Genomic DNA, 17742 nt, shown 5'->3' with positions numbered 1-17742 from the left:
AAAAGCGGCTGGTCAGGCCTTTTTGGCGCCGAGGTTTGGAAAGAACTGCATGAGGCCACCAATGGTTGCAAGATAGAGCCCGGTAACGGTAATGCCGATCTTGGTGAAAGTGCCGACCTGCTCGCCCAGCACGCCGATCTGGTCGTAGAAGGCGGCGAGCGCCGCCTGCGCGAGCGCAAGCGCGCCAAAGGCGCACCACAACAGTGTCATGCCGAGATTGATCGGCCGCAGCCGCTCCACCCGCACCGGATGGATGAAGTTTATCGGGACAAAAGTCAGAATACCGGCCACCACGACCACGGCGAACGAAACCCATTGTCCCGGTTCTATGACGAATAGAGTGAACACCACCATGTTCCAGACCACGGGGAATCCCTTGAAGAAGTTCTCCTTCGTCTTCATGCCGGTGTCGGCATAGTAGATCGCGCTCGACACGACGATGATGGCGGCCGAAAGGAACGAGAGGCCTTCGCCCATGAAGCCCCGTTGGTAGAGCGCGAAGGCCGGGATCAGCACGTAGGTCACATAGTCGATAATGTTGTCGAGGAGTTCGCCGGACCAGGTCGGCAGGATTTCCTTGACCTCCAGCTTTCGGGCGATCGGCCCATCGATGCCATCGACGAACAGCGCCAGTCCGAGCCACCAGAACATGGCCGTCCAGCGCTCCTCGCTCGCCGCGACCAGCGACAGGAAAGCCAGGAACGAACCGGAGGCGGTCAGCAGATGCACCGAAAACGCGCGCGCCTGCGGCCAGGTTACCTTCTTCTTCGGTCGCGGAATCCGCTCGGTGATCTTCTCGGCGATTTTCCGGGCCTTTGTGTTCTTTCTCACGGGCCCCGCCAATCCAGCTTGCAGATTTCGGCCGAGCGGCCGGCGAAATTCCAATTGCGGCCAAAGGCGCGCATCTTGCTCTTGTCGGACCTCGCCACGATGATCTCCGGCGCGATCCAGTATTCGGAATTCGTGATCACCGTATCCTTCTCGCGGTCCTTGCCCGCGATTGGCGTGACCGCCCCGTCGATGATCTTCGGTATCTGGACAATACGCGTCTTGTCCCGCGTCTCGTAGGTAATCGGCACCTGTTCGACGCCCAGGAATTTGCCGACGAGGATCGAGAGCAGCGACGTCGTCCCGCCGGCCTTGCCGGTGAAGATCTTGGTCAATGCCTTGACCGCGTAGACCGAGGCTCTGATGTCGATGAACAGGCCCGCGGTCCAGTTGCCGCGGCTCATGTAACCGGGGATTTCCATGATCAGCCCAAGATTGAGGCCGGAGAGGTCGACCTCGCCGAAATGCCCAGCGTCGATACGAAAACCCGCCCAGGTCTGGCAATAGCCCTCGGTCGGAGGATGACTGCCAAGCGACAACACGCAAGGGCAAAAAACGGTGCAATTGCAGGAGAGTACGAGCTCTCCTTTCATTGCCCAGCTTTGATCTGCCATCGAATTTCCCCACTCATAGCGAGACTACTAGCAGCGCGGCTGCCCAGACAAGCAGTATCGCACCAGCCAGCCGGGTTGGAAGACTGCCCGTCGTCTGTTTTTCAATCAGGGTGAACACACCGATCAGCGCCATCCAGAAGACATTCATCACGCCCACGGCGAACATCACCAGCATCAATGCCCAGCAACATCCCAGGCACCAGATGCCTTGCGCGGCGCCGAGCCGAAATACGCGGACGGTCTCGGCACTCCAGTTCGAAAACAGGATCGAGAACGGGTTCCGGCATTTCGTCAGGCAGGCCTCCTTGAGGCCGCTGAACTGGTAGAGGCCGGCAACCAGCAAGGCGAGCCCACCAGCAACGCCAAGCACCGGATCGAATATCCCGCCGGAGGCGGCGAATGCGTGGACGGCAAGTGTCAGTGCCGCAAACAGCATCGAGGCGGCAAGCCAGACGCAGAGGTAGCCGGCAACCAGCACCAGCGGATGGACGACTGACTCCCCTTTGATCCGCGCCGTATCGGCGATCTCGCAATAAATGCGGATCATTGGTGCCGCGGATGGCAGCATCGCGGCGATCGCCATGAGAAACCACATGAGGATGAGCGCCAGGGTATGCGGGCCAATGCTTGCGTCGAGCGGCGCTGGTGAAAGGCAGAGCGCGAAGAACCGTTCGAGGACGGCCGGTAACGGCAGTTGCGGCAAATTACGCAACAAAGCATCGCCTGGCGCGCTGATCTGGGCTTCGGCGCCGCGAATCGCAATCGCGGCAAGCAGCAGCCAGGCCAGTGCGATGCTTGCACCGACGACGACGTTGACCGTCAAGCGCGGGTTGCGCGCGACGTTTGCCGTGGCGCGGCCGGCACGATCGAGGTGGCTGAAATCATCCTGTTGGCCGGTCATTCCACTCGAATGGGCCGAATCGCCGCGTTGATCAAGCCGCATGATCTGCCCTATATGCGTCTCTTGACTGGCAGGTCTGATGGCCGCCTCGCACAGCAAGCCGGAAACCGATCTTGGAGCATCAGGAAACAGCGCGGATACTGATCGCAGGCACGGGGCCGGCGGGATTGATCGCCGCACTTGCCTTCGCCGATGCCGGTTTTCCGGTGACGATTGCCGGGCCCGAGGTTTCGGCTCCCGATGGCCGCACCACGGCGCTCATGACGCCTGCGCTGAAAGTGCTCGAACGGCTGGGCGTGCTCCAGGACATCGAGTCCAAGGCCGCACCCTTGAAGGTGATGCGCATTGTCGATGCGACCGGCCGGCTGATCCGCAGTCCCGTCGTCACTTTCCGCGCCAGCGAGATCGACGAGGAACAGTTTGGCCTGAACCTGCCCAACAGTGTCCTTGGACCCGCGCTTGCCGGCAAGGTGGCCGAGCATTCCGGGATCGAATGGCGCAGATCGATGGTGAAGACCTGGCATCTCGGCGCCGCCAAAGCTCATGCCGCGCTGGCCGACGGCAGCGAAATCGATGCATCCCTTGCGGTCGCCGCCGATGGCCGCCTGTCGTCGGCCCGCGAGGCCGCGGGCATCTCGACGGCGGCGCGCGCCTACCCTCAGGCGGCGCTCGTCCTCAATTTTGGCCACAGCCGCGAACATGGCTTCACCTCGACGGAGTTCCATACCGAGACTGGCCCGTTCACGCAGGTTCCGCTGCCGGGCAATCGCTCCAGCCTTGTCTGGGTGGTCAAGCCCGAGACCGCCAGGGAGCTTGCCGCGTTGGACGACGCAACGCTCTCGCTGCGGATCGAACGAAAGATGCAATCGATGCTCGGCCGGGTAACCGTGGAGCCGGGCCGCCAGATTTATCCATTGTCGACGGTGACCCCTCTGCGTTTCGCGGCGCGACGGATGGCGCTTGTCGGTGAAGCCGCGCACGTATTCCCGCCGATCGGTGCGCAAGGCCTCAACCTAGGCATCAGGGATATCGACGATCTGGTTGGAATCGCAACGGAAAATCGCGGAGATCCCGGCGCTGCTGAGGCCCTTGCAGCCTATGATTTCAAACGCCGGCCTGACATCCTCGCGCGGAGTAGCGCGGTCAATCTGCTCAACGTGTCGCTTCTTTCCGATATGTTGCCGGCGCAAATGGCGCGTGTCGTCGGTCTCGGCGTGCTTGGTGGTTTTGCACCGCTTCGCGCCTTTTTCATGCGCGAAGGGCTGCGTCCCGGCAGCGGCTTTGCGGCCCTTGCGGGCGGCCTTCGGAAGCCGACGCGGCAGCGGTAGCGATTTTGCGGGCTTTGCCGCGGTACGTTCATCCAAAACCTTTGTTGCGCATTCCGCGTATTTTGAAGGCGCTCAGACGCCCGGGATTGAATTGATGCGGAGTCTGCGCCAAATAAAGTCAAGGAATTCAGTGGTGAGTACGATGAAAACGGCCAAATTCGCGATCGGACAGGTGGTTCGCCACCGGCTGTTCCCGTTCCGAGGCATCATTTTCGACGTCGATCCGCAATTCGCCAACACCGACGAATGGTACGAAGCCATCCCCGCTGACGTGCGGCCGCGCAAGGACCAGCCGTTCTACCACCTGCTCGCCGAGAATTCAGAAACCGAATACATCGCCTATGTCTCAGAGCAGAATCTGCTCGAGGATCAGTCGGGAGAACCCGTCCGCCATCCGCAGATCAAGGAAATGTTCGACAAGAAGCCGGATGGGCGCTACGCGCCGAAACGACAGTCCAGGCACTGACTTCCGGCATACTGAGACGGACAGAAAAAGCGGGGCATGACCCCGCTTTTTTTGACTCGATAATGACCCCGATGGCGGATCAGTTCGCGGTCTTCGCCTTGTCCTGCTCGTCCTTGAGCTTCTTGGCGAAGTCCTGGTTGTTCTTGGCGACGAAGTCCTGGAGCTTCTTCTGCCGGTCCTCGATGTCCGACTGCTGCAGCGGGGGGCCGTCATAGGCGCCGCTGAAGCCCTGCAGCGCGATCTTGATCGGGTTGGCCTGGTTCTGGAAATTGATCGAGGTCAGCGTGATCCCCTGACCCTTCTTGAACGAGGCGACGAGCTGGTCGGTCAGCGGCACTTCGGCCACGCAACGATCCGGGAAGCAGATAACATAGTCGAGCTTCTGCGCCTTGCCGGTGTCGATCTGCAGGCCGATGCCGGGAGGCACGAGGCGACCGGTCGGGACCGTCACCTGGAACACCTTGCGGTTCACCTTGCCCTTGAGCTCGATCAGGCTGACGCCGGTGACGAGCTGGCCATTGCCAGCGGTGACGATGTTCTGGACATTGCAGATGTCGACATCTTCCTGCTTGGTGCAGGCCTTGAACCAGCCCTGCGGAATCTGCGGCTGCTGCTGCGCGGAAGCAGAGGGAAGTCCTGCGCCGAGAAAGCCAACCACGCCTGCGGCCATGACCGACAGGCGGTACGCGTTGCTGTTCAGGCTCGTCATGTCGTGTACTTCCTCTCAATGATCCCGGGACCGGCTTCTTCGTGCCGTGTGGTCCAGCTACCTGTTGCCAAAATGAGGCAACAGAATGACTTCGGACGGCGTGTTACACTGCAAGCGGCGTCGAATCCAGCCCGCTCACTTGTAATTCTTGACGACGCCATTGGCCGCCACGCAGTTGCCCCATGCTAGGGTGCGGACCGAATCATCAAGCCGACCTGTTAAGGAGACGGTCATGGGCCGCGTTCTTGTTTGGCTGGTCACCGCACTATCGTTTTTCACCCTGTCGTCGCCACCGGCGCTGTCGGAGCCGAAATACGCGATTGCGATGCAGGGCGAACCGGCCCTGCCGCCGGACTACACCCATTTCAGCTACGTCAATCCCGACGCTCCGAAGGGTGGCAGCATCACTTATTGCGTGGTCGGCAGCTTCGACAATCTGAACCCTTTCATCCTGAAAAGCCTGCGCACGACGGCGCGCGGCATGATGGACACGATCTTCGGCAATCTGGTCTTCGAGCCGCTGATGCAGCGCAGTGCCGACGAGGCTTTTACCCTCTACGGGCTTTTGGCCGACACCGCCGACATGGACCCCGAGCGCCAGAGCATCGAGTTCCATCTCAACGCGAATGCCAAATGGTCGGATGGTCAGCCGGTGACGCCGGAAGACGTGCTGTTCACTTACGATGCCTATACGCAGAAAGGCCGCCCACCCTACAGCGACCGCATGGCCAGGATCGCCAAGCTCGAAAAGACCGGCGACCATAGCGTGCGCTTCACCTTCAACGACAAGGCCGATCGTGAGTTTCCCCTGATCATCGCGCTGACGCCGATCATCCCCAAGCACGCTTTCGACATCGACACTTTCGACAGAACGACGCTGAAGCCGTTGATCGGAAGCGGTCCCTACAGGATCGCGCAGGTGACGCCCGGCCAGCGCATCGTCTTCAAGCGCAACCCCGACTATTGGGGCAACGGCGTTCCCGCCAAGCGGGGTTTCGACAATTACGATCAGATCACCATCGAGTATTTTCTCAACGCCAACGCCAAGCTCGAAGCCTTCAAGAAGGGGCTTTGCGCCATCGACGACGACGGCGATCCCGTGAAACGCGAGCGCGACCTCGACTTTCCCGCCTTCCATAGGGGTGACGTGGTTTCTGAAACCTTCGACACTGGCATTCCGCCTGTCGTGACCGGTTTTCTGTTCAACACGAGGTTGCCGAAGTTTTCCAACCCGGTGGTTCGGCGCGCGCTCGGCATGCTTTACGATTTCGAATGGGCCAACAAAAATCTGTTCGGCGGCAAGTACACGCGCACGATGAGCTATTGGCAAAATTCCGAGCTTTCCGCGCTCGGCCATCCGGCTGACGACAGGGAAAAGGCGCTTCTGGCGCCCTACCCCGGCCGCGTGCCGGCCGACGTCATGGACGGCACCTGGAAACCGCCGGTGACAGACGGTTCGGGCCAGGACCGCAAGGTGCTGAAGATCGCTTTCGACCTTCTGAAAAGCATCGGCTACCACGTGAACAATGGCACGATGATCGATCCCGATGGCAAACCTTTTGGTTTCGAGATCCTGACCGCCTCGCAGGACGAAGAGCGTCTGGCCGGCATCTACCAGCGCACATTGGAGAAGATCGGCATCAACGTCAGCATCCGCAGCCTCGATGGCGACCAGATCCAGTCGCGCAAGCAGCGTTTCGATTTCGAAGTCCTGATCGGCTCCAGCGGCTTCAACAATTCGTTGTCCCCTGGCATCGAGCAGATCGGGCGCTGGTCGTCCGCCGCGGCCAGGACAGAAGGATCGTTCAATCTCGCCGGCGTCGCCGATCCGGCGATCGATGCCGCCATCGACGCAATGCTGCGAGCCCGTTCGAAGGAGGATTACGTCGCGGCGGTTCGCGTTCTCGACCGGCTGCTGATCTCCGGCAATTACATGGTGCCGATGCAATACAACACGCAGCAGTGGCTTGCTTACTGGAATTATCTGGAACATCCGCGAAAGACGCCCATATTCGGTTACCAGTTGCCGACCTGGTGGCGCAAACCGAACTGAAAACCCGGAGATAGAGATGAGCGAAGCGAACGCCATAACCGTCGATGTGGTGTCGGACGTCGTCTGCCCGTGGTGCTTCATCGGCCAGAAGCGGCTGGACAAGGCGGTCGCCGCGGCCGGAGACGTCGAAGTTCATATACGCTGGCGGCCGTTCCAGCTCGATCCGACCATTCCGCCGCAAGGCAAGGACCGCCACGAATACATGCTGGCCAAGTTTGGCAGCGACGAGCGCATTAGCGAAATTCATGCCCGCATCGAGCCGCTTGGCGAGGCCGAGGGCATTTCCTTTGCCTTTGACGCCATAAAGGTGGCCCCAAACACGCTCGACGCGCATCGGTTGATTCGCTGGGCCGGTGCTGCCGGCGAGGACGTTCAGAACCGGCTGGTGCGCCGCCTGTTCCAGCTGAATTTCGAGGAAGGCGTCAACATCGGCGACCATACGGTGCTGGTCGAAGCTGCCCGCAAGGCCGGCATGGACGCCTCGGTTGTTGAAACGCTCTTGCCGAGCGACGCCGATGTCGAAGCGGTTCGCACGGAAATCGCCACCGCTTCGCGCATGGGCATCACAGGCGTGCCGTGCTTCCTGCTCGAGGGTAAATATGCCGTGATGGGCGCGCAGGACGCGGACACGTTGGCTGATGCGATCCGTCAGGTCGCGGCGGCCAAGGGGCGTGGTGAATTGGAAAAGGCCGACTGAGGCCAGCAGACGCCACTTCGCCGCCATTTTGGCCTTGCTGATGAAAGAACCAGCCACCGTTGGCGCGCTGGTGCGGATCAACCCCTTGGTTGATGACGGGACAGGCGAGTTTGGCGACGTCGCTGCGGCAAGGAATCAGACATTGAGGGCAGGGTATTTCGGGAATTCTGGCCAGGCCCAGTAAGAAAATCCCCCGCCTCACACGACTTTTGAGTCACAAAGCCGTGTACGAAGCTTCCCTAAGGGAAGATCTACCGCGGCCACGGCCGTGGTGCCTAAACGGCTGAAATTCCTTGAAATGTTCTGATCATCATCCACGATTTTGATGTCAATTCGATCTTAAATCTGTTGCCTCAGGGCAACGGCCGCGGCGGCTTTCTGATCGGCCCGGTTTAAAATTAATGGAAAATGATCAATTGGTGTTACCATCCGTAACAAAACAAAAAAGGTTTGGGCGGGATCGTGATTCGGATCGGCAGACGATCGCAAGAGTCAGTACCGGATGGACTACACCGCGACGCCGCAGGGCAGTCGCATTTGACGCCGGTATCCTCGATGCGCAATTTCTGGGGGCTCATGCGGGCCTACTGGGTCTCGGACCGCTGGAAGGAAGCCTGGACGCTGACGCTGGTGATCGCGCTGCTCACCGCGCTGTCCAGTAAGGCCAGCGTGTGGTTCGCCATGGCTTCGGGCGAATTGGTGAATTCAATTGCCTTCCTGCACGACGCCGCCAACACCCGTCCGCTGGAGACAATCCTGACCAACGCCGGCGTGCTGGTGCTGCTCGTCCTGCTCAAGGATGCCGGCTTCACCGGTATTCGCAATCTCGTCTCGGCAACCTTGCACCGCAAATGGCGTGGCTGGCTGAATGACAAATTCAACCAGGCCTTGCTCGACGGCAACCATACTCATTTCCATGCTCAACATGGTTCCGCGGACGGCGGCATCGTTGCGCCCGACAATGTCGACCAGCGCATCCAGGAATCGATCAAGGACATGACCGGCGGTGCGATCGGCCTCGCCATGGGCGTGCTGGGGCTGGCGACTTCGCTCTACTTTATCGGCCAGAACCTGCTGCAGTCGTCGGTGGAGGTCAAAGGTCTGGAGTTTCTTGGCAGCTATGGCAGCGCTGTTCTGGCCCTCCTCGCGGTTGCCACTTACGTGCCCCTCAACACCTGGATCGCGGTCAAGCTCGGCAGCCTGCTCGAACGTCTCAATATTCGCATGCAGAAGGCCGAGGGAAGCTATCGTAGCGAACTGACGACATTTCTGCGCCGCAGCTTCCATGTCGCCGCCTCACATGGCGAGGGCGTGCAGAAAATGATGCACGACCGGCTCTATGTCGACATCGATCGCACCTGGGGACGGCTGAATGTCGTCAACACCAGCTATATGTCGTTCGAGTTGATCTACAATTTCATCGGCGCCCGTATTGTGGCCTATGCTCCTGGCCTGGTGCCGTTCATCCACAGCCGCCTGGACTATAAAGGCTACATCACCGGCTCTGAAATGGTGGGCCAACTCATCAGCCAGTGTTCGTGGTTCATTCACGTCATGCCCGCCATCGCCACGCTTCGCGCCAATAGCCAGCGTGTGACGGAGCTCGCCAACGCGATCGAGAATGTCCAGCACCCACAGGAATTCTACAGCCAGAGCGGCCGTTCCGACTTCCACTACGCCAGCCAGAATCCGGTTTTCGGCCTGACCATCCAGAAGCTGGAGCTGGCGCATCAGGGCGAGGACGCGACGCCATTCCTCAGCTCCGCCAACCTGCGCTTCCGGCGCGGCGAATGGACCTTCCTGAAGGGCGAATCCGGTTGCGGCAAGACCTCGCTGATCAAGGCGATCAACGGTTTGTGGCCCTACGGCCGCGGCACTATCGTCTTCCCCGAGGGCGTGAAGAGTTTTTATGCCGCCCAGGAGGTCAAGCTGCCGCAGGTATCACTGAAGCAGCTGGTCTGCCTGCCCGGCTCCGAACGCGATCATGGCGATGCCCAGGTCGCGTCGGCGCTGCACAAGGCTGGCCTTGGCGATTTCATCGAACACATGGCCAATGAAAGCCGCGAGGGCAAAAGCTGGGATCAGGTCCTGTCGGGCGGCCAGAAACAGAAGTTGGTGGTGGCTCGTATCATACTGCAGCAGCCGGGACTGTTGTTCCTCGATGAGGCGACCGGTGCTCTCGACCCTGACGGCAAGATTGCCTTCCACCAGGCCATCAAGGACAACTGCCCGGATGTGACGGTGATCAGTGTCATGCACGAAGCCGTGGCGCCGAGATCGGCTGCCGGCACCGAGTTCTACCACTCGATGGTCTTGATTGCCGACGGCGTCGCCACGAAGAAGCCGCTCGCCCCGAGCCTGCCTCTCGAACTCACCACGATCCTGGCCCAGCCAAGGCCGGTAGAGGACAAATGGACGCGGTTCTCGCGTCGGCTGAAGCAGAAATAACGACGACGTCACCGGGACTTGTCGCGTTGAACGGCACACGGTGATCACAGTCTCGCGATCGGCGCCGTTCGGCACTGTTTTCCTTCCTCACCGCGATTGACTCGGCAAGGCGCGCTCCTATGTTGCGCCGGCTTGCAGACAGTCAAAAGCGAACCCGCAAGCGGAAAGGTCACCGCGCCATGCCTGGCGACAGTCACAGTCGAACGCAACCGCCGTCCGCCTAGACGTGACCTGAATGGTTCATGTCCTGCCGGACGGCAAGGAGTGAACCATGAACGATTTTTCCCCGGTAGCGGACGACGAGGCCATCGCCATCGCCTGCATCCTTGCCAATGACCACGTCGCCGACGTTGTCGAGGCGCTCAATCATGAATCGCGCGAAACCGCGACGGAGCTGCTTTGCGCCGTACCCTTCGAACGGCTGGTCGAGATTTTCGATCAGCCTGAGCTTGAGGGCGCGCCCGAACTGGCGGAGGCCCTGCCCCGTCCCAAGGCGAGCAAGCTGCTCACCGCCATGTCGGTCGACCGCGCGGCCGACATCCTGCGCGAGCTCGAAGATCCGGCACGCTCCGAGCTGCTCGGCGCATTGGTGCCGCCGCTACGCGCGACCCTGCTTTCCATTCTGGGCTATCCTGAAGGCAGCGCCGCCTCGATCATGACGACGGAGTTCGTCAGCGTTCCCTCCGACTGGACCGTCGGACGCACGCTCGATTACATCCGCAAGGTCGAGCGGACGCGCGAGACCGTGTATGCAATCTACATCGTCGATCCGCAAACACACCTCCTGGTGCGGTCGACGGGCTTGCGTCGGCTCATCGCCGGTGAGCCGGACGACTCGATCCTGTCGGTGGCGCCCGACCGCATGCCGGTGACGGTCAGCCCGCTGATCGACCGCGAAAACCTGGCGCAGACGATCTCCAAATACGATCTGCTCGCCGTTCCGGTCGTCGACCACGGCAAGATCCTCGGCATCGTCACCATCGACGACATCATCGACACGATGATCGAGGAGACCACGGAGGACGTGCATCGCTTCGGCGGCATGGAGGCTCTGGACGAGCCGTATATGAAGATGAGCTTCCTCGCCATGATCAAGAAGCGTGGCGGCTGGCTCTGCGCGCTGTTCATCAGCGAGATGCTGACGGCCAATGCGATGCAAAGCTATGAGGGCGAGCTGGAGAAAGCGATCGTGCTGACGCTGTTCATCCCGCTGATCATGAGCTCCGGCGGCAATTCCGGCTCGCAGGCGACCTCGCTGGTCATCCGTGCGCTGGCACTGCGCGAGATCGGCCTGCGCGACTGGTGGCGGGTGGCGTTGCGCGAATTGCCTACCGGTCTCGTGCTCGGCGCCATGCTCGGCGTCGTCGGCGTCTGCCGCATCGCGCTCTGGCAATATATGGGCTTCTACGACTATGGCCCGCACTGGCCGCTGATCGCCACGACTGTCGGCGCCGCACTGGTCGGCATCGTCACCTTCGGCTCGCTGTCGGGGTCGATGCTGCCTTTCGCCCTGAAACGGGTCGGTTTCGACCCCGCCAGCGCATCCGCGCCGTTCGTCGCCACGCTGGTCGATGTCACCGGACTGGTGATCTATTTCTCAGTGGCGCTGGTCATTCTGCGCGGCACTCTGCTGTAGCGGTTTGACTACCGCCGCCGGCCAAGGCTGGCGGCGGCGCGTCGACAGGCGAGGCGTCAGATGCGCTCGCCGTCCTTCACCCGGTAGGTCGGCTTGTACATGGTGACGAGCTCTTCTGCCGCGGTCGGATGCACGGCCATGGTGCGGTCGAAATCATCCTTGGTCAGCCCCGCTTTCAGGGGGATGCCGAGCAACTGTGCCATTTCCCCGGCATCCGGCCCCAGTATGTGGGCGCCGAGAACCTTGCGCGAAGCGCCGTCGACGACCAGCTTGATCATCATCTTTTCGTCACGGCCCGACAGCGTGTGCCGCATCGGCCGGAAGCTGGCGCGGTAGATTTCGATATCGGCGAAGCGCTTGACGGCTTCGTCTTCCGATAGGCCGACCGTGCCGATTTCGGGTTGCGAGAAGACGGCGGTCGCGATCGTGTCGTGGTCGGGCGCCGTCGGATTGCCCTTGAACGCCGTCTCGACGAAGCACATCGCTTCGTGGATCGCCACCGGCGTCAGCTGTACGCGGTTGGTGACATCGCCAATCGCCCAGATATTGTCGATGTTGGTGCGGGAATACCGGTCGACCTTGATCGCACCGGTCGCGGCGGCCATCTCGATGCCTATGCCCTCCAGGCCCATATTCTCGCTGTTGGGGATGCGGCCGATGGCCAGCATCACCTGGTCGACCGTCAGCACCTGCCCGCTGATGAGCTGCGCGTCGAGCCGCCCGTCCGGCCGCCTGCTGACCGATTCGGAGACGGAATGGCAAAGGATTTTTATCCCCTTCTTTTCCATCGTCTCATGCAGCGTGCGCCGCAGATCCATGTCGAAGCGGCCAAGAATTTCCTTGCCGCGATAGACCAGCGTGGTGTCGACGCCGAGCCCGTGAAAGATGTTGGCGAACTCGACCGCGATATAGCCGCCGCCCTCGATCATAATCGTCTTCGGCAGTTCCTTGAGGTCGAAAGCCTCATTGGAGAAGATGCAGTGTTCGTGGCCGGGCAGTGCCGGATGCGCCGCCGGACGGCCGCCGGTGGCGATCAGGATCTGATCGGCGGTGACGGTGCGGTCCTCGCTCAGGAGATGGATCACGTGCGGGTCGACGATCATCGCCCGCGAATGAAAGGTCTCGCCGCCCGAACCCTCGACGTTCTTCTTGTAGATCGCCTCCAGGCGGCTGATCTCGCGGTCCTTGTTGGCGACCAGCGTCTGCCAGTCGAAACTGGCTCCCGGCACCGTCCAGCCGTAGCCGGCGGCGTCGGCGAAATGCTCGGGAAATTGCGAGGCATAGACATAGAGCTTTTTCGGCACGCAGCCCCTGATGACGCAGGTGCCGCCAAAACGGTATTCTTCGGCGATGCCGACGCGCTTGCCGAGCGCTGCCGCGACCCGTGCCGCCCTCACCCCGCCGGAGCCTCCGCCGATGACGAAGAGGTCGTAGTCATAACCGGCCATGAAGCGGCTCCTTGAACGCCAAAAATGTGAGTGACAGGTAGGCCGCAAACCACCAAAAGAAAAGCCCGGACAGGCCGGGCTTTACAGATGGCCGCAAAGGCAGCGTTTGAAATGCAGGATCAGTTCTGCGTGCCGTCGGCGGGAGCCGAACCGTCCGCGGGTGCGGCGCCATCCGCCGGGGCCGCATTGTCGGCCGGAGCGGCGCCATCGGCGGGCGCAGGCGCAGCCGGCGCCTTCGCTTTTGCCGCCGCCGCCAGCGTTTCGCCGACCTGCTGGGCAAGATCGCGAGCTACGCCGTTCTGCCAGATGTCGGCGGCCTTGACGAGGTCGCGCGTCACGGTCGGGCCGCTGTCGAGCAGCTTCTTGCCGGACTCGGAGCTGTAGAAGGCCGCGATGTCGGTGAGTTCCTTTTCGGAAAACACTTTCGCATAGGCAAGAGCCGCTTCCTTCTCGAGATCCGCGCGGCGCGAGGCCATCGCCAGTGCCTTCTCGTTGATCGTCTTGCCGATCAGCTCCTGCATGTCAGGGTTCTTCTGGATGAGCTGCGATTCGAGCGCCGCGGCGGCCTGCGGCAGGATGCTGTCGAACGGGTCGGTCGCGTGGATCGCGGCAACCGCGGCGCGTGCGGCCTTCAGATGCGATTCCGTGACGTCCTGCGCGAAGACAGGCGAGGAGAACGCGAAGACGGCCGAAGCCGCCACAAGGACGGAAAGACGGCGAACCCGGTTATGCAACATCATGATCGGTAGAACTCCCTGGTTTTCGGGCGGCATGGACAGTTTGGATACCGTCGCCGCCGGCGATGATGGCCGCTGACGCCAGCCCGATGAAAAGACCGTGCTCGACCACGCCAGGAATGGCGTGGAGAGCATTCGAAAGCGCTCTTGTATCCGGAATGCGGCCAAAAGATGCATCGAGGATAAAATGGCCGCCGTCTGTAACAAAAGGCTGGCCTCCCGTCATCCTCAATGTCACCGGACCGGAAAGGCCGAGATTTCCAGCCGCCACGGCCACGGCGATCTCGGTCGCGCGCAGGCCGAACCGGTTGACTTCGACGGGAAGAGGAAACCGGCCGAGCGTCTCGACCATCTTCGAACGGTCGGCGATGACGATCATGCGCCGCGAGGCCGCGGCCACGATCTTCTCACGCAGCAGCGCACCGCCGCCGCCCTTGATCAATGTCAGCTCCGGGTCGACTTCGTCGGCGCCGTCAACGGTGAGATCGAGTTCGGGCGTTTCCTCCAGCGTCGACAGCGGCACGCCGAGTTCGCGGCACAGCGCAGCGGTGCGTTCCGACGTTGGCACGCCTGTTATGGTCATGCCGGAGGCAACCTTGTCGGCGAGCAGCCGCACGAACTCGTCGGCAGTGGTGCCGGTGCCGATGCCGAGCCGCATGCCGTCGGTGACTTGGGCAAGGGCCGCCCGCGCGGCCTCGACCTTCAATTGCCTCGCATCCATGCCGTTTGCTGCCCCGAAACCTAATGCATGCCGCCCAAAAGTGACCTCGGTTTTGGGAAACGACATGCATGAAACAAAGACCCAAAGCGCGCCGCAGGGAGTCCGTTTCGACGCAACGCGCTTTAGCGTTTCGGGCTCCTAGCACTTTTGCCGGCCGGGTCAAAGCCTTTGGCGGCGGCCCCACCAGTCTGCTTGCCTTAAAGCGTCGCAGCCGCTATCGCCTGCCGATGCACAAATCTGCGCAGGATGGATCATGAGTCGCCCGATCATCGTGTTCGACCTCGATGGAACGCTGATTGACACGGCGCCGGACCTGCTCGACAGCCTCAACCACAGCCTGGCGGCCAGCCAACTGGCAGCCGTCGACGAAGCCGGCTTCAGACGCTTCGTCGGCCATGGCGGCCGGGTGATGATCGAACGGGCGCATGCCGCGCAGCAACGATCCCTCAAGGTTGAGGAGCACGACCGGCTGCTGAAACTGTTCCTCGATCACTACACCGACAATATTCCGGGCAAATCCCGGCCCTACCCCGGCGTGATCGAGGCGATTGCCCGCTTTGAGAAGGCCGGCTATCTGCTGGCCATCTGCACGAACAAATACGAAGCCAACTCGCTGGCGCTGATCGAAGCGCTTGGCTTGACCAGGCATTTCGCGGCAATTGCCGGGCAGGACACGTTCGCGTTCCGCAAGCCCGATCCGCGTCACCTGATCGAAACCATCAAACGGGCCGGCGGCGATCCGCACCGCGCCTTGATGGTGGGCGATTCGCAAACAGATATCGACACCGCCAAGGCCGCCGGCATTCCTGTCGTCGCCGTCGACTTCGGCTACACCGACCGTCATGTGCGCGAGTTCGAGCCCTCGGCGGTGATATCGCATTTTGACGCATTGACGCTCGATCTGGCGCAAGGGCTGATCGGCGCCGCCGCGCACTGAGCGCCGGCGATGAAAATGTCTCCGGAACGGGCCCTGGCGGGACCGCAAATCCGATCTGTGTGAGAACACCAGACACTGCCTTGACTTAACGGGCCGGCCTCCCTTATATCGCGGCTCGCTTGGCCTTCGGGCAACGAGCGGGCGATTAGCTCAGCGGGAGAGCACACCCTTCACACGGGTGGGGTCGCAGGTTCAATCCCTGCATCGCCCACCATCTGTTTGCTGGGCATCACATCGGCAGCTACAGTCCGCCCCTTCAGCGTTCTGCCTTTTTGCGCAGGCATTGAAACGTCGGGATGCAGGCACGACGACATGACGCCAATGTTGCATCGCCATGAATATTGAAGCGGCCATCGTGGGTTTTGGCATAGGACGCTTGTCTTGCCGCAACTGCAAATCCTTGGATCGGTGACCCGGCATGCCCATATGCGGAACAAACCTGCATGGCAGCGAGTTTCCCTCCGTCGAAACTTGAGGGAAAACCATGTCCAGATTTCTGCTTGCGACCTCCGTCGCCGTTCTTCTCGCCGCCGGGCCTGCCTTTGCCGCAGATGAAACTCCGCTGCCGCCACCCAATGCCAAGAAGCTGTCGGAGATCATCGCCAAGGTCGAGCAGCGTGACGGGTTTCGCTACGTGAAAGAGGTCGACTGGGACAAGGACGGCTACACCGTCACCTACTACACCTCGGACAAGGCAAAGGTCGAAATCGACTTCGATCCTGTGACGGCCGAACCAAAATAGGATTCGCAGGGATATCCTCGTCGCGAATGCGCTACCTACGAGCATTCTCAACGACGAAACGGGAGCCCAAATTGTCTATCCTTGGGGTATGTTATGCGCCGGCGCGGGGCCGCGCCTTGGGCAATCCTATTGGCTTGGGGGTCATGATGCGATGTTTCGTTAGAACTTATTTGCTGTCCGTGCTCGCCATCGTCCCAGCCGGCAGTTTCCTTGCCGTTTCTCGGGCGCGGGCCGATGGGCCGTCCTTCGACTGCGCCAAGGCAAGCCTGCCGGCGGAAAAAGCGATCTGCGCCGACCCGCAACTGTCGGCGATCGATCTGCTGGTTTCGAAGGCGTACAAGGGTTTCGAGCCAGCGTTCGGCGGCGACAAGCGCAAGATTGCCCGCGGGCTGATCGCCGACCGCAATGCCTGCAAGAGCGATACGGCCTGTATCGTCAGCGCGCTTAACAACGCCTTGCAGACCTATGGGAATGCGCCATCCTGGGTGCAGGACTACAACGTCGCGCTGATTGGCAAGAAGGCGCTCGAAGCCGCCGGGCGAAACCCCGGGCATAACGATCAGCCCTTGCCCTTAGCAATCGGCCAATGCGCATCGACGCACATCAAGACGCTTACCACGCGCCTCGGCGACGATCCGCTGGAAACGGCCAGTCCCGACGCGGGCAGCGCGGCCACGTTCACCAATGGTGGCGGGGCTGTCTCCTATGATCGCGAGCCTGGATTGGCTGCCTCGAAGGTTGGAGAACCGGTCGTCATGTGCTTGATCTCGATTCCCAGGGACTGCCCCAAGGACGACGACCGTGGCCGGGTCTATTATTCCGTCGACCTCGTCGCGAAAGGCTCCTGGGCTCTGCCGGATTCGCAGCATATGTGCGGCGGCGCCTGAGTGGCTGGTCCGCCTGCGTCGGGCCACGACGCTGGCCAGGTCTTCCGTCTCCCCTTGCGTCAATTCGCCATTGATGGCTGACTGTAGGATGAACGGGCTTCACGGGGGTGGGCATGTCGACTGCGAAGCACTTGATGAAGCGCGTCCTGATGATGCTGGCCGGTTATCTTGTCGCCATACTGGTTGGGCTGATCGCCGTAGTGGCGATCTATGCGGCGCTGAGTTCCCTGCCCAACGCGCCCGCCTATTTCGACCTCATGGGCGTATCGCCGATCGCGGCCTTGGTGGTGCCGCCGCTTGGCATGTTCATCTATTTCCTGACGGTTGTGCTGACCGCGCCACAGACACTGATTTTCGCGCTGATCGCCGAGTTTTTCTCCCTGCGCAGCGCCCTGCTGCACATGCTCTTCGGCGCCGCCGCAGCGGCCGGCGGCTTCTTCCTGATCTGGCCGAGCGCGGCGGAGGAGGTCGATCCGGAGCGCTGGGCCGATATCGGCATCATCGCCGTCGCCGGTCTTGTGGCCGGGCTGGTCTATTGGGTGATCGCCGGGCGCGACGCCGGTTTCCGGCGCCCGCTGTCAGAGAGTTAG

At 61.6% G+C, this 17742-nt stretch carries 17 protein-coding genes and 1 tRNA gene; 11 read left to right on the top strand and 7 right to left on the bottom strand.

Going from position 1 to position 17742, the window contains the following annotated elements; translation table 11 throughout:
* Positions 1-12: 12 nt before the first annotated feature.
* Genes pcsA through M653_RS0107050 form a run of 3 tightly spaced genes read right to left on the bottom strand, consistent with a single transcriptional unit; the run spans position 13 to position 2343 of the window.
* The gene (gene pcsA, locus M653_RS0107060; protein ID WP_027142699.1) at positions 13-831 is read right to left on the bottom strand and encodes a phosphatidylcholine synthase; all 819 of its coding nucleotides are present in this window, start codon (positions 829-831) and stop codon (positions 13-15) included.
* Complete coding sequence (locus M653_RS0107055; protein WP_027142698.1) at positions 828-1442, bottom strand: DUF1326 domain-containing protein; 615 nt, start codon at positions 1440-1442, stop codon at positions 828-830. The genes pcsA and M653_RS0107055 overlap by 4 nt, the downstream gene beginning before the upstream one ends.
* 13 nt (positions 1443-1455) lie before the next feature.
* Positions 1456-2343 carry a DUF2182 domain-containing protein gene (locus tag M653_RS0107050; protein ID WP_032935073.1) on the bottom strand — a complete coding sequence of 296 codons (888 nt, stop codon included), beginning with the start codon at positions 2341-2343 and terminating at the stop codon, positions 1456-1458.
* 113 nt (positions 2344-2456) lie between these two features.
* Between M653_RS0107050 and M653_RS0107045 the strand changes: the two genes are divergently transcribed.
* Entirely contained in the window at positions 2457-3671 is a 1215-nt protein-coding gene (locus M653_RS0107045; RefSeq protein ID WP_027142696.1) for a UbiH/UbiF family hydroxylase, read from the top strand.
* 142 nt (positions 3672-3813) lie between these two features.
* Complete coding sequence (gene hspQ / locus M653_RS0107040) at positions 3814-4137, top strand: heat shock protein HspQ (RefSeq protein ID WP_027142695.1); 324 nt, start codon at positions 3814-3816, stop codon at positions 4135-4137.
* A gap of 79 nt (positions 4138-4216) precedes the next feature.
* On the opposite strand, the gene M653_RS0107035 is transcribed toward hspQ, so the two are convergent.
* Complete coding sequence (locus M653_RS0107035; protein ID WP_015317881.1) at positions 4217-4846, bottom strand: invasion associated locus B family protein; 630 nt, start codon at positions 4844-4846, stop codon at positions 4217-4219.
* Between the two features lie 232 nt (positions 4847-5078).
* On the opposite strand from M653_RS0107035, the gene M653_RS0107030 reads away from it, so the two are divergent.
* From M653_RS0107030 to mgtE, 4 genes are all read left to right on the top strand, one after another.
* Positions 5079-6899, top strand: a complete 1821-nt coding sequence (locus M653_RS0107030; RefSeq protein ID WP_027142694.1) for an extracellular solute-binding protein — start codon at positions 5079-5081, stop codon at positions 6897-6899.
* 16 nt (positions 6900-6915) lie between these two features.
* Complete coding sequence (locus M653_RS0107025) at positions 6916-7596, top strand: DsbA family protein (protein ID WP_027142693.1); 681 nt, start codon at positions 6916-6918, stop codon at positions 7594-7596.
* A 555-nt stretch (positions 7597-8151) separates the two neighbouring features.
* A complete protein-coding gene (locus M653_RS0107015; RefSeq protein ID WP_027142692.1) occupies positions 8152-10044 on the top strand; it encodes an ABC transporter ATP-binding protein/permease in 1893 nt (630 codons plus the stop codon).
* Positions 10045-10315: 271 nt separating this feature from the next.
* Positions 10316-11680, top strand: a complete 1365-nt coding sequence (gene mgtE / locus M653_RS0107010; protein WP_027142691.1) for a magnesium transporter — start codon at positions 10316-10318, stop codon at positions 11678-11680.
* A gap of 56 nt (positions 11681-11736) precedes the next feature.
* On the opposite strand, the gene gor is transcribed toward mgtE, so the two are convergent.
* From gor to rpiA, 3 genes are all read right to left on the bottom strand, one after another.
* Positions 11737-13128 (bottom strand): glutathione-disulfide reductase, encoded by a 1392-nt coding sequence (gene gor, locus M653_RS0107005; RefSeq protein ID WP_027142690.1) that lies wholly within the window; start codon positions 13126-13128, stop codon positions 11737-11739.
* Positions 13129-13247: 119 nt separating this feature from the next.
* Positions 13248-13868: a DUF2059 domain-containing protein gene (locus M653_RS0107000; RefSeq protein ID WP_032935072.1), complete on the bottom strand. Its 621-nt coding sequence runs from the start codon at positions 13866-13868 to the stop codon at positions 13248-13250.
* Positions 13855-14586 carry a ribose-5-phosphate isomerase RpiA gene (gene rpiA, locus M653_RS0106995; protein WP_027142688.1) on the bottom strand — a complete coding sequence of 244 codons (732 nt, stop codon included), beginning with the start codon at positions 14584-14586 and terminating at the stop codon, positions 13855-13857. Before rpiA ends, M653_RS0107000 begins: the two co-directional genes overlap by 14 nt.
* A gap of 253 nt (positions 14587-14839) precedes the next feature.
* Here rpiA and M653_RS0106990 point away from each other — a divergent pair, with 253 nt between their 5' ends.
* From M653_RS0106990 to M653_RS0106970, 5 genes are all read left to right on the top strand, one after another.
* On the top strand, positions 14840-15523 hold the full coding sequence (locus M653_RS0106990; protein ID WP_027142687.1) for a phosphoglycolate phosphatase: 684 nt from the start codon (positions 14840-14842) through the stop codon (positions 15521-15523).
* 139 nt (positions 15524-15662) lie between these two features.
* A tRNA-Val gene (locus M653_RS0106985) sits at positions 15663-15737 on the top strand.
* Between the two features lie 270 nt (positions 15738-16007).
* Positions 16008-16265 (top strand): PepSY domain-containing protein, encoded by a 258-nt coding sequence (locus M653_RS0106980; RefSeq protein ID WP_027142686.1) that lies wholly within the window; start codon positions 16008-16010, stop codon positions 16263-16265.
* A 143-nt stretch (positions 16266-16408) separates the two neighbouring features.
* Positions 16409-17152: a lysozyme inhibitor LprI family protein gene (locus tag M653_RS0106975; RefSeq protein WP_051442612.1), complete on the top strand. Its 744-nt coding sequence runs from the start codon at positions 16409-16411 to the stop codon at positions 17150-17152.
* A 113-nt stretch (positions 17153-17265) separates the two neighbouring features.
* Positions 17266-17742: a hypothetical protein gene (locus tag M653_RS0106970; protein ID WP_084636482.1), complete on the top strand. Its 477-nt coding sequence runs from the start codon at positions 17266-17268 to the stop codon at positions 17740-17742.

It is taken from the genome of Mesorhizobium sp. WSM3626 (genome assembly GCF_000513935.1).
Lineage (GTDB): Bacteria > Pseudomonadota > Alphaproteobacteria > Rhizobiales > Rhizobiaceae > Mesorhizobium > Mesorhizobium salmacidum.
Note: the sequence above shows the minus strand (reverse complement) of the source record. Positions and strands in the feature narration are given on the sequence as shown.

What these genes read in the sequence shown, in the direction of transcription:
- mgtE (WP_027142691.1), top strand. Translation starts at nt 10,316, where the DNA reads ATGAACGATTTTTCCCCGGTAGCGGACGACGAGGCCATCGCCATCGCC.
- M653_RS0107035 (WP_015317881.1), bottom strand. Translation starts at nt 4,846, where the DNA reads ATGACGAGCCTGAACAGCAACGCGTACCGCCTGTCGGTCATGGCCGCA.
- gor (WP_027142690.1), bottom strand. Translation starts at nt 13,128, where the DNA reads ATGGCCGGTTATGACTACGACCTCTTCGTCATCGGCGGAGGCTCCGGC.
- rpiA (WP_027142688.1), bottom strand. Translation starts at nt 14,586, where the DNA reads ATGGATGCGAGGCAATTGAAGGTCGAGGCCGCGCGGGCGGCCCTTGCC.
- hspQ (WP_027142695.1), top strand. Translation starts at nt 3,814, where the DNA reads ATGAAAACGGCCAAATTCGCGATCGGACAGGTGGTTCGCCACCGGCTG.
- M653_RS0107055 (WP_027142698.1), bottom strand. Translation starts at nt 1,442, where the DNA reads ATGGCAGATCAAAGCTGGGCAATGAAAGGAGAGCTCGTACTCTCCTGC.
- M653_RS0107015 (WP_027142692.1), top strand. Translation starts at nt 8,152, where the DNA reads ATGCGCAATTTCTGGGGGCTCATGCGGGCCTACTGGGTCTCGGACCGC.
- M653_RS0106990 (WP_027142687.1), top strand. Translation starts at nt 14,840, where the DNA reads ATGAGTCGCCCGATCATCGTGTTCGACCTCGATGGAACGCTGATTGAC.
- M653_RS0106975 (WP_051442612.1), top strand. Translation starts at nt 16,409, where the DNA reads ATGATGCGATGTTTCGTTAGAACTTATTTGCTGTCCGTGCTCGCCATC.
- M653_RS0107030 (WP_027142694.1), top strand. Translation starts at nt 5,079, where the DNA reads ATGGGCCGCGTTCTTGTTTGGCTGGTCACCGCACTATCGTTTTTCACC.
- M653_RS0107025 (WP_027142693.1), top strand. Translation starts at nt 6,916, where the DNA reads ATGAGCGAAGCGAACGCCATAACCGTCGATGTGGTGTCGGACGTCGTC.
- M653_RS0107050 (WP_032935073.1), bottom strand. Translation starts at nt 2,343, where the DNA reads ATGACCGGCCAACAGGATGATTTCAGCCACCTCGATCGTGCCGGCCGC.
- M653_RS0107000 (WP_032935072.1), bottom strand. Translation starts at nt 13,868, where the DNA reads ATGATGTTGCATAACCGGGTTCGCCGTCTTTCCGTCCTTGTGGCGGCT.
- M653_RS0106970 (WP_084636482.1), top strand. Translation starts at nt 17,266, where the DNA reads ATGTCGACTGCGAAGCACTTGATGAAGCGCGTCCTGATGATGCTGGCC.
- M653_RS0106980 (WP_027142686.1), top strand. Translation starts at nt 16,008, where the DNA reads ATGTCCAGATTTCTGCTTGCGACCTCCGTCGCCGTTCTTCTCGCCGCC.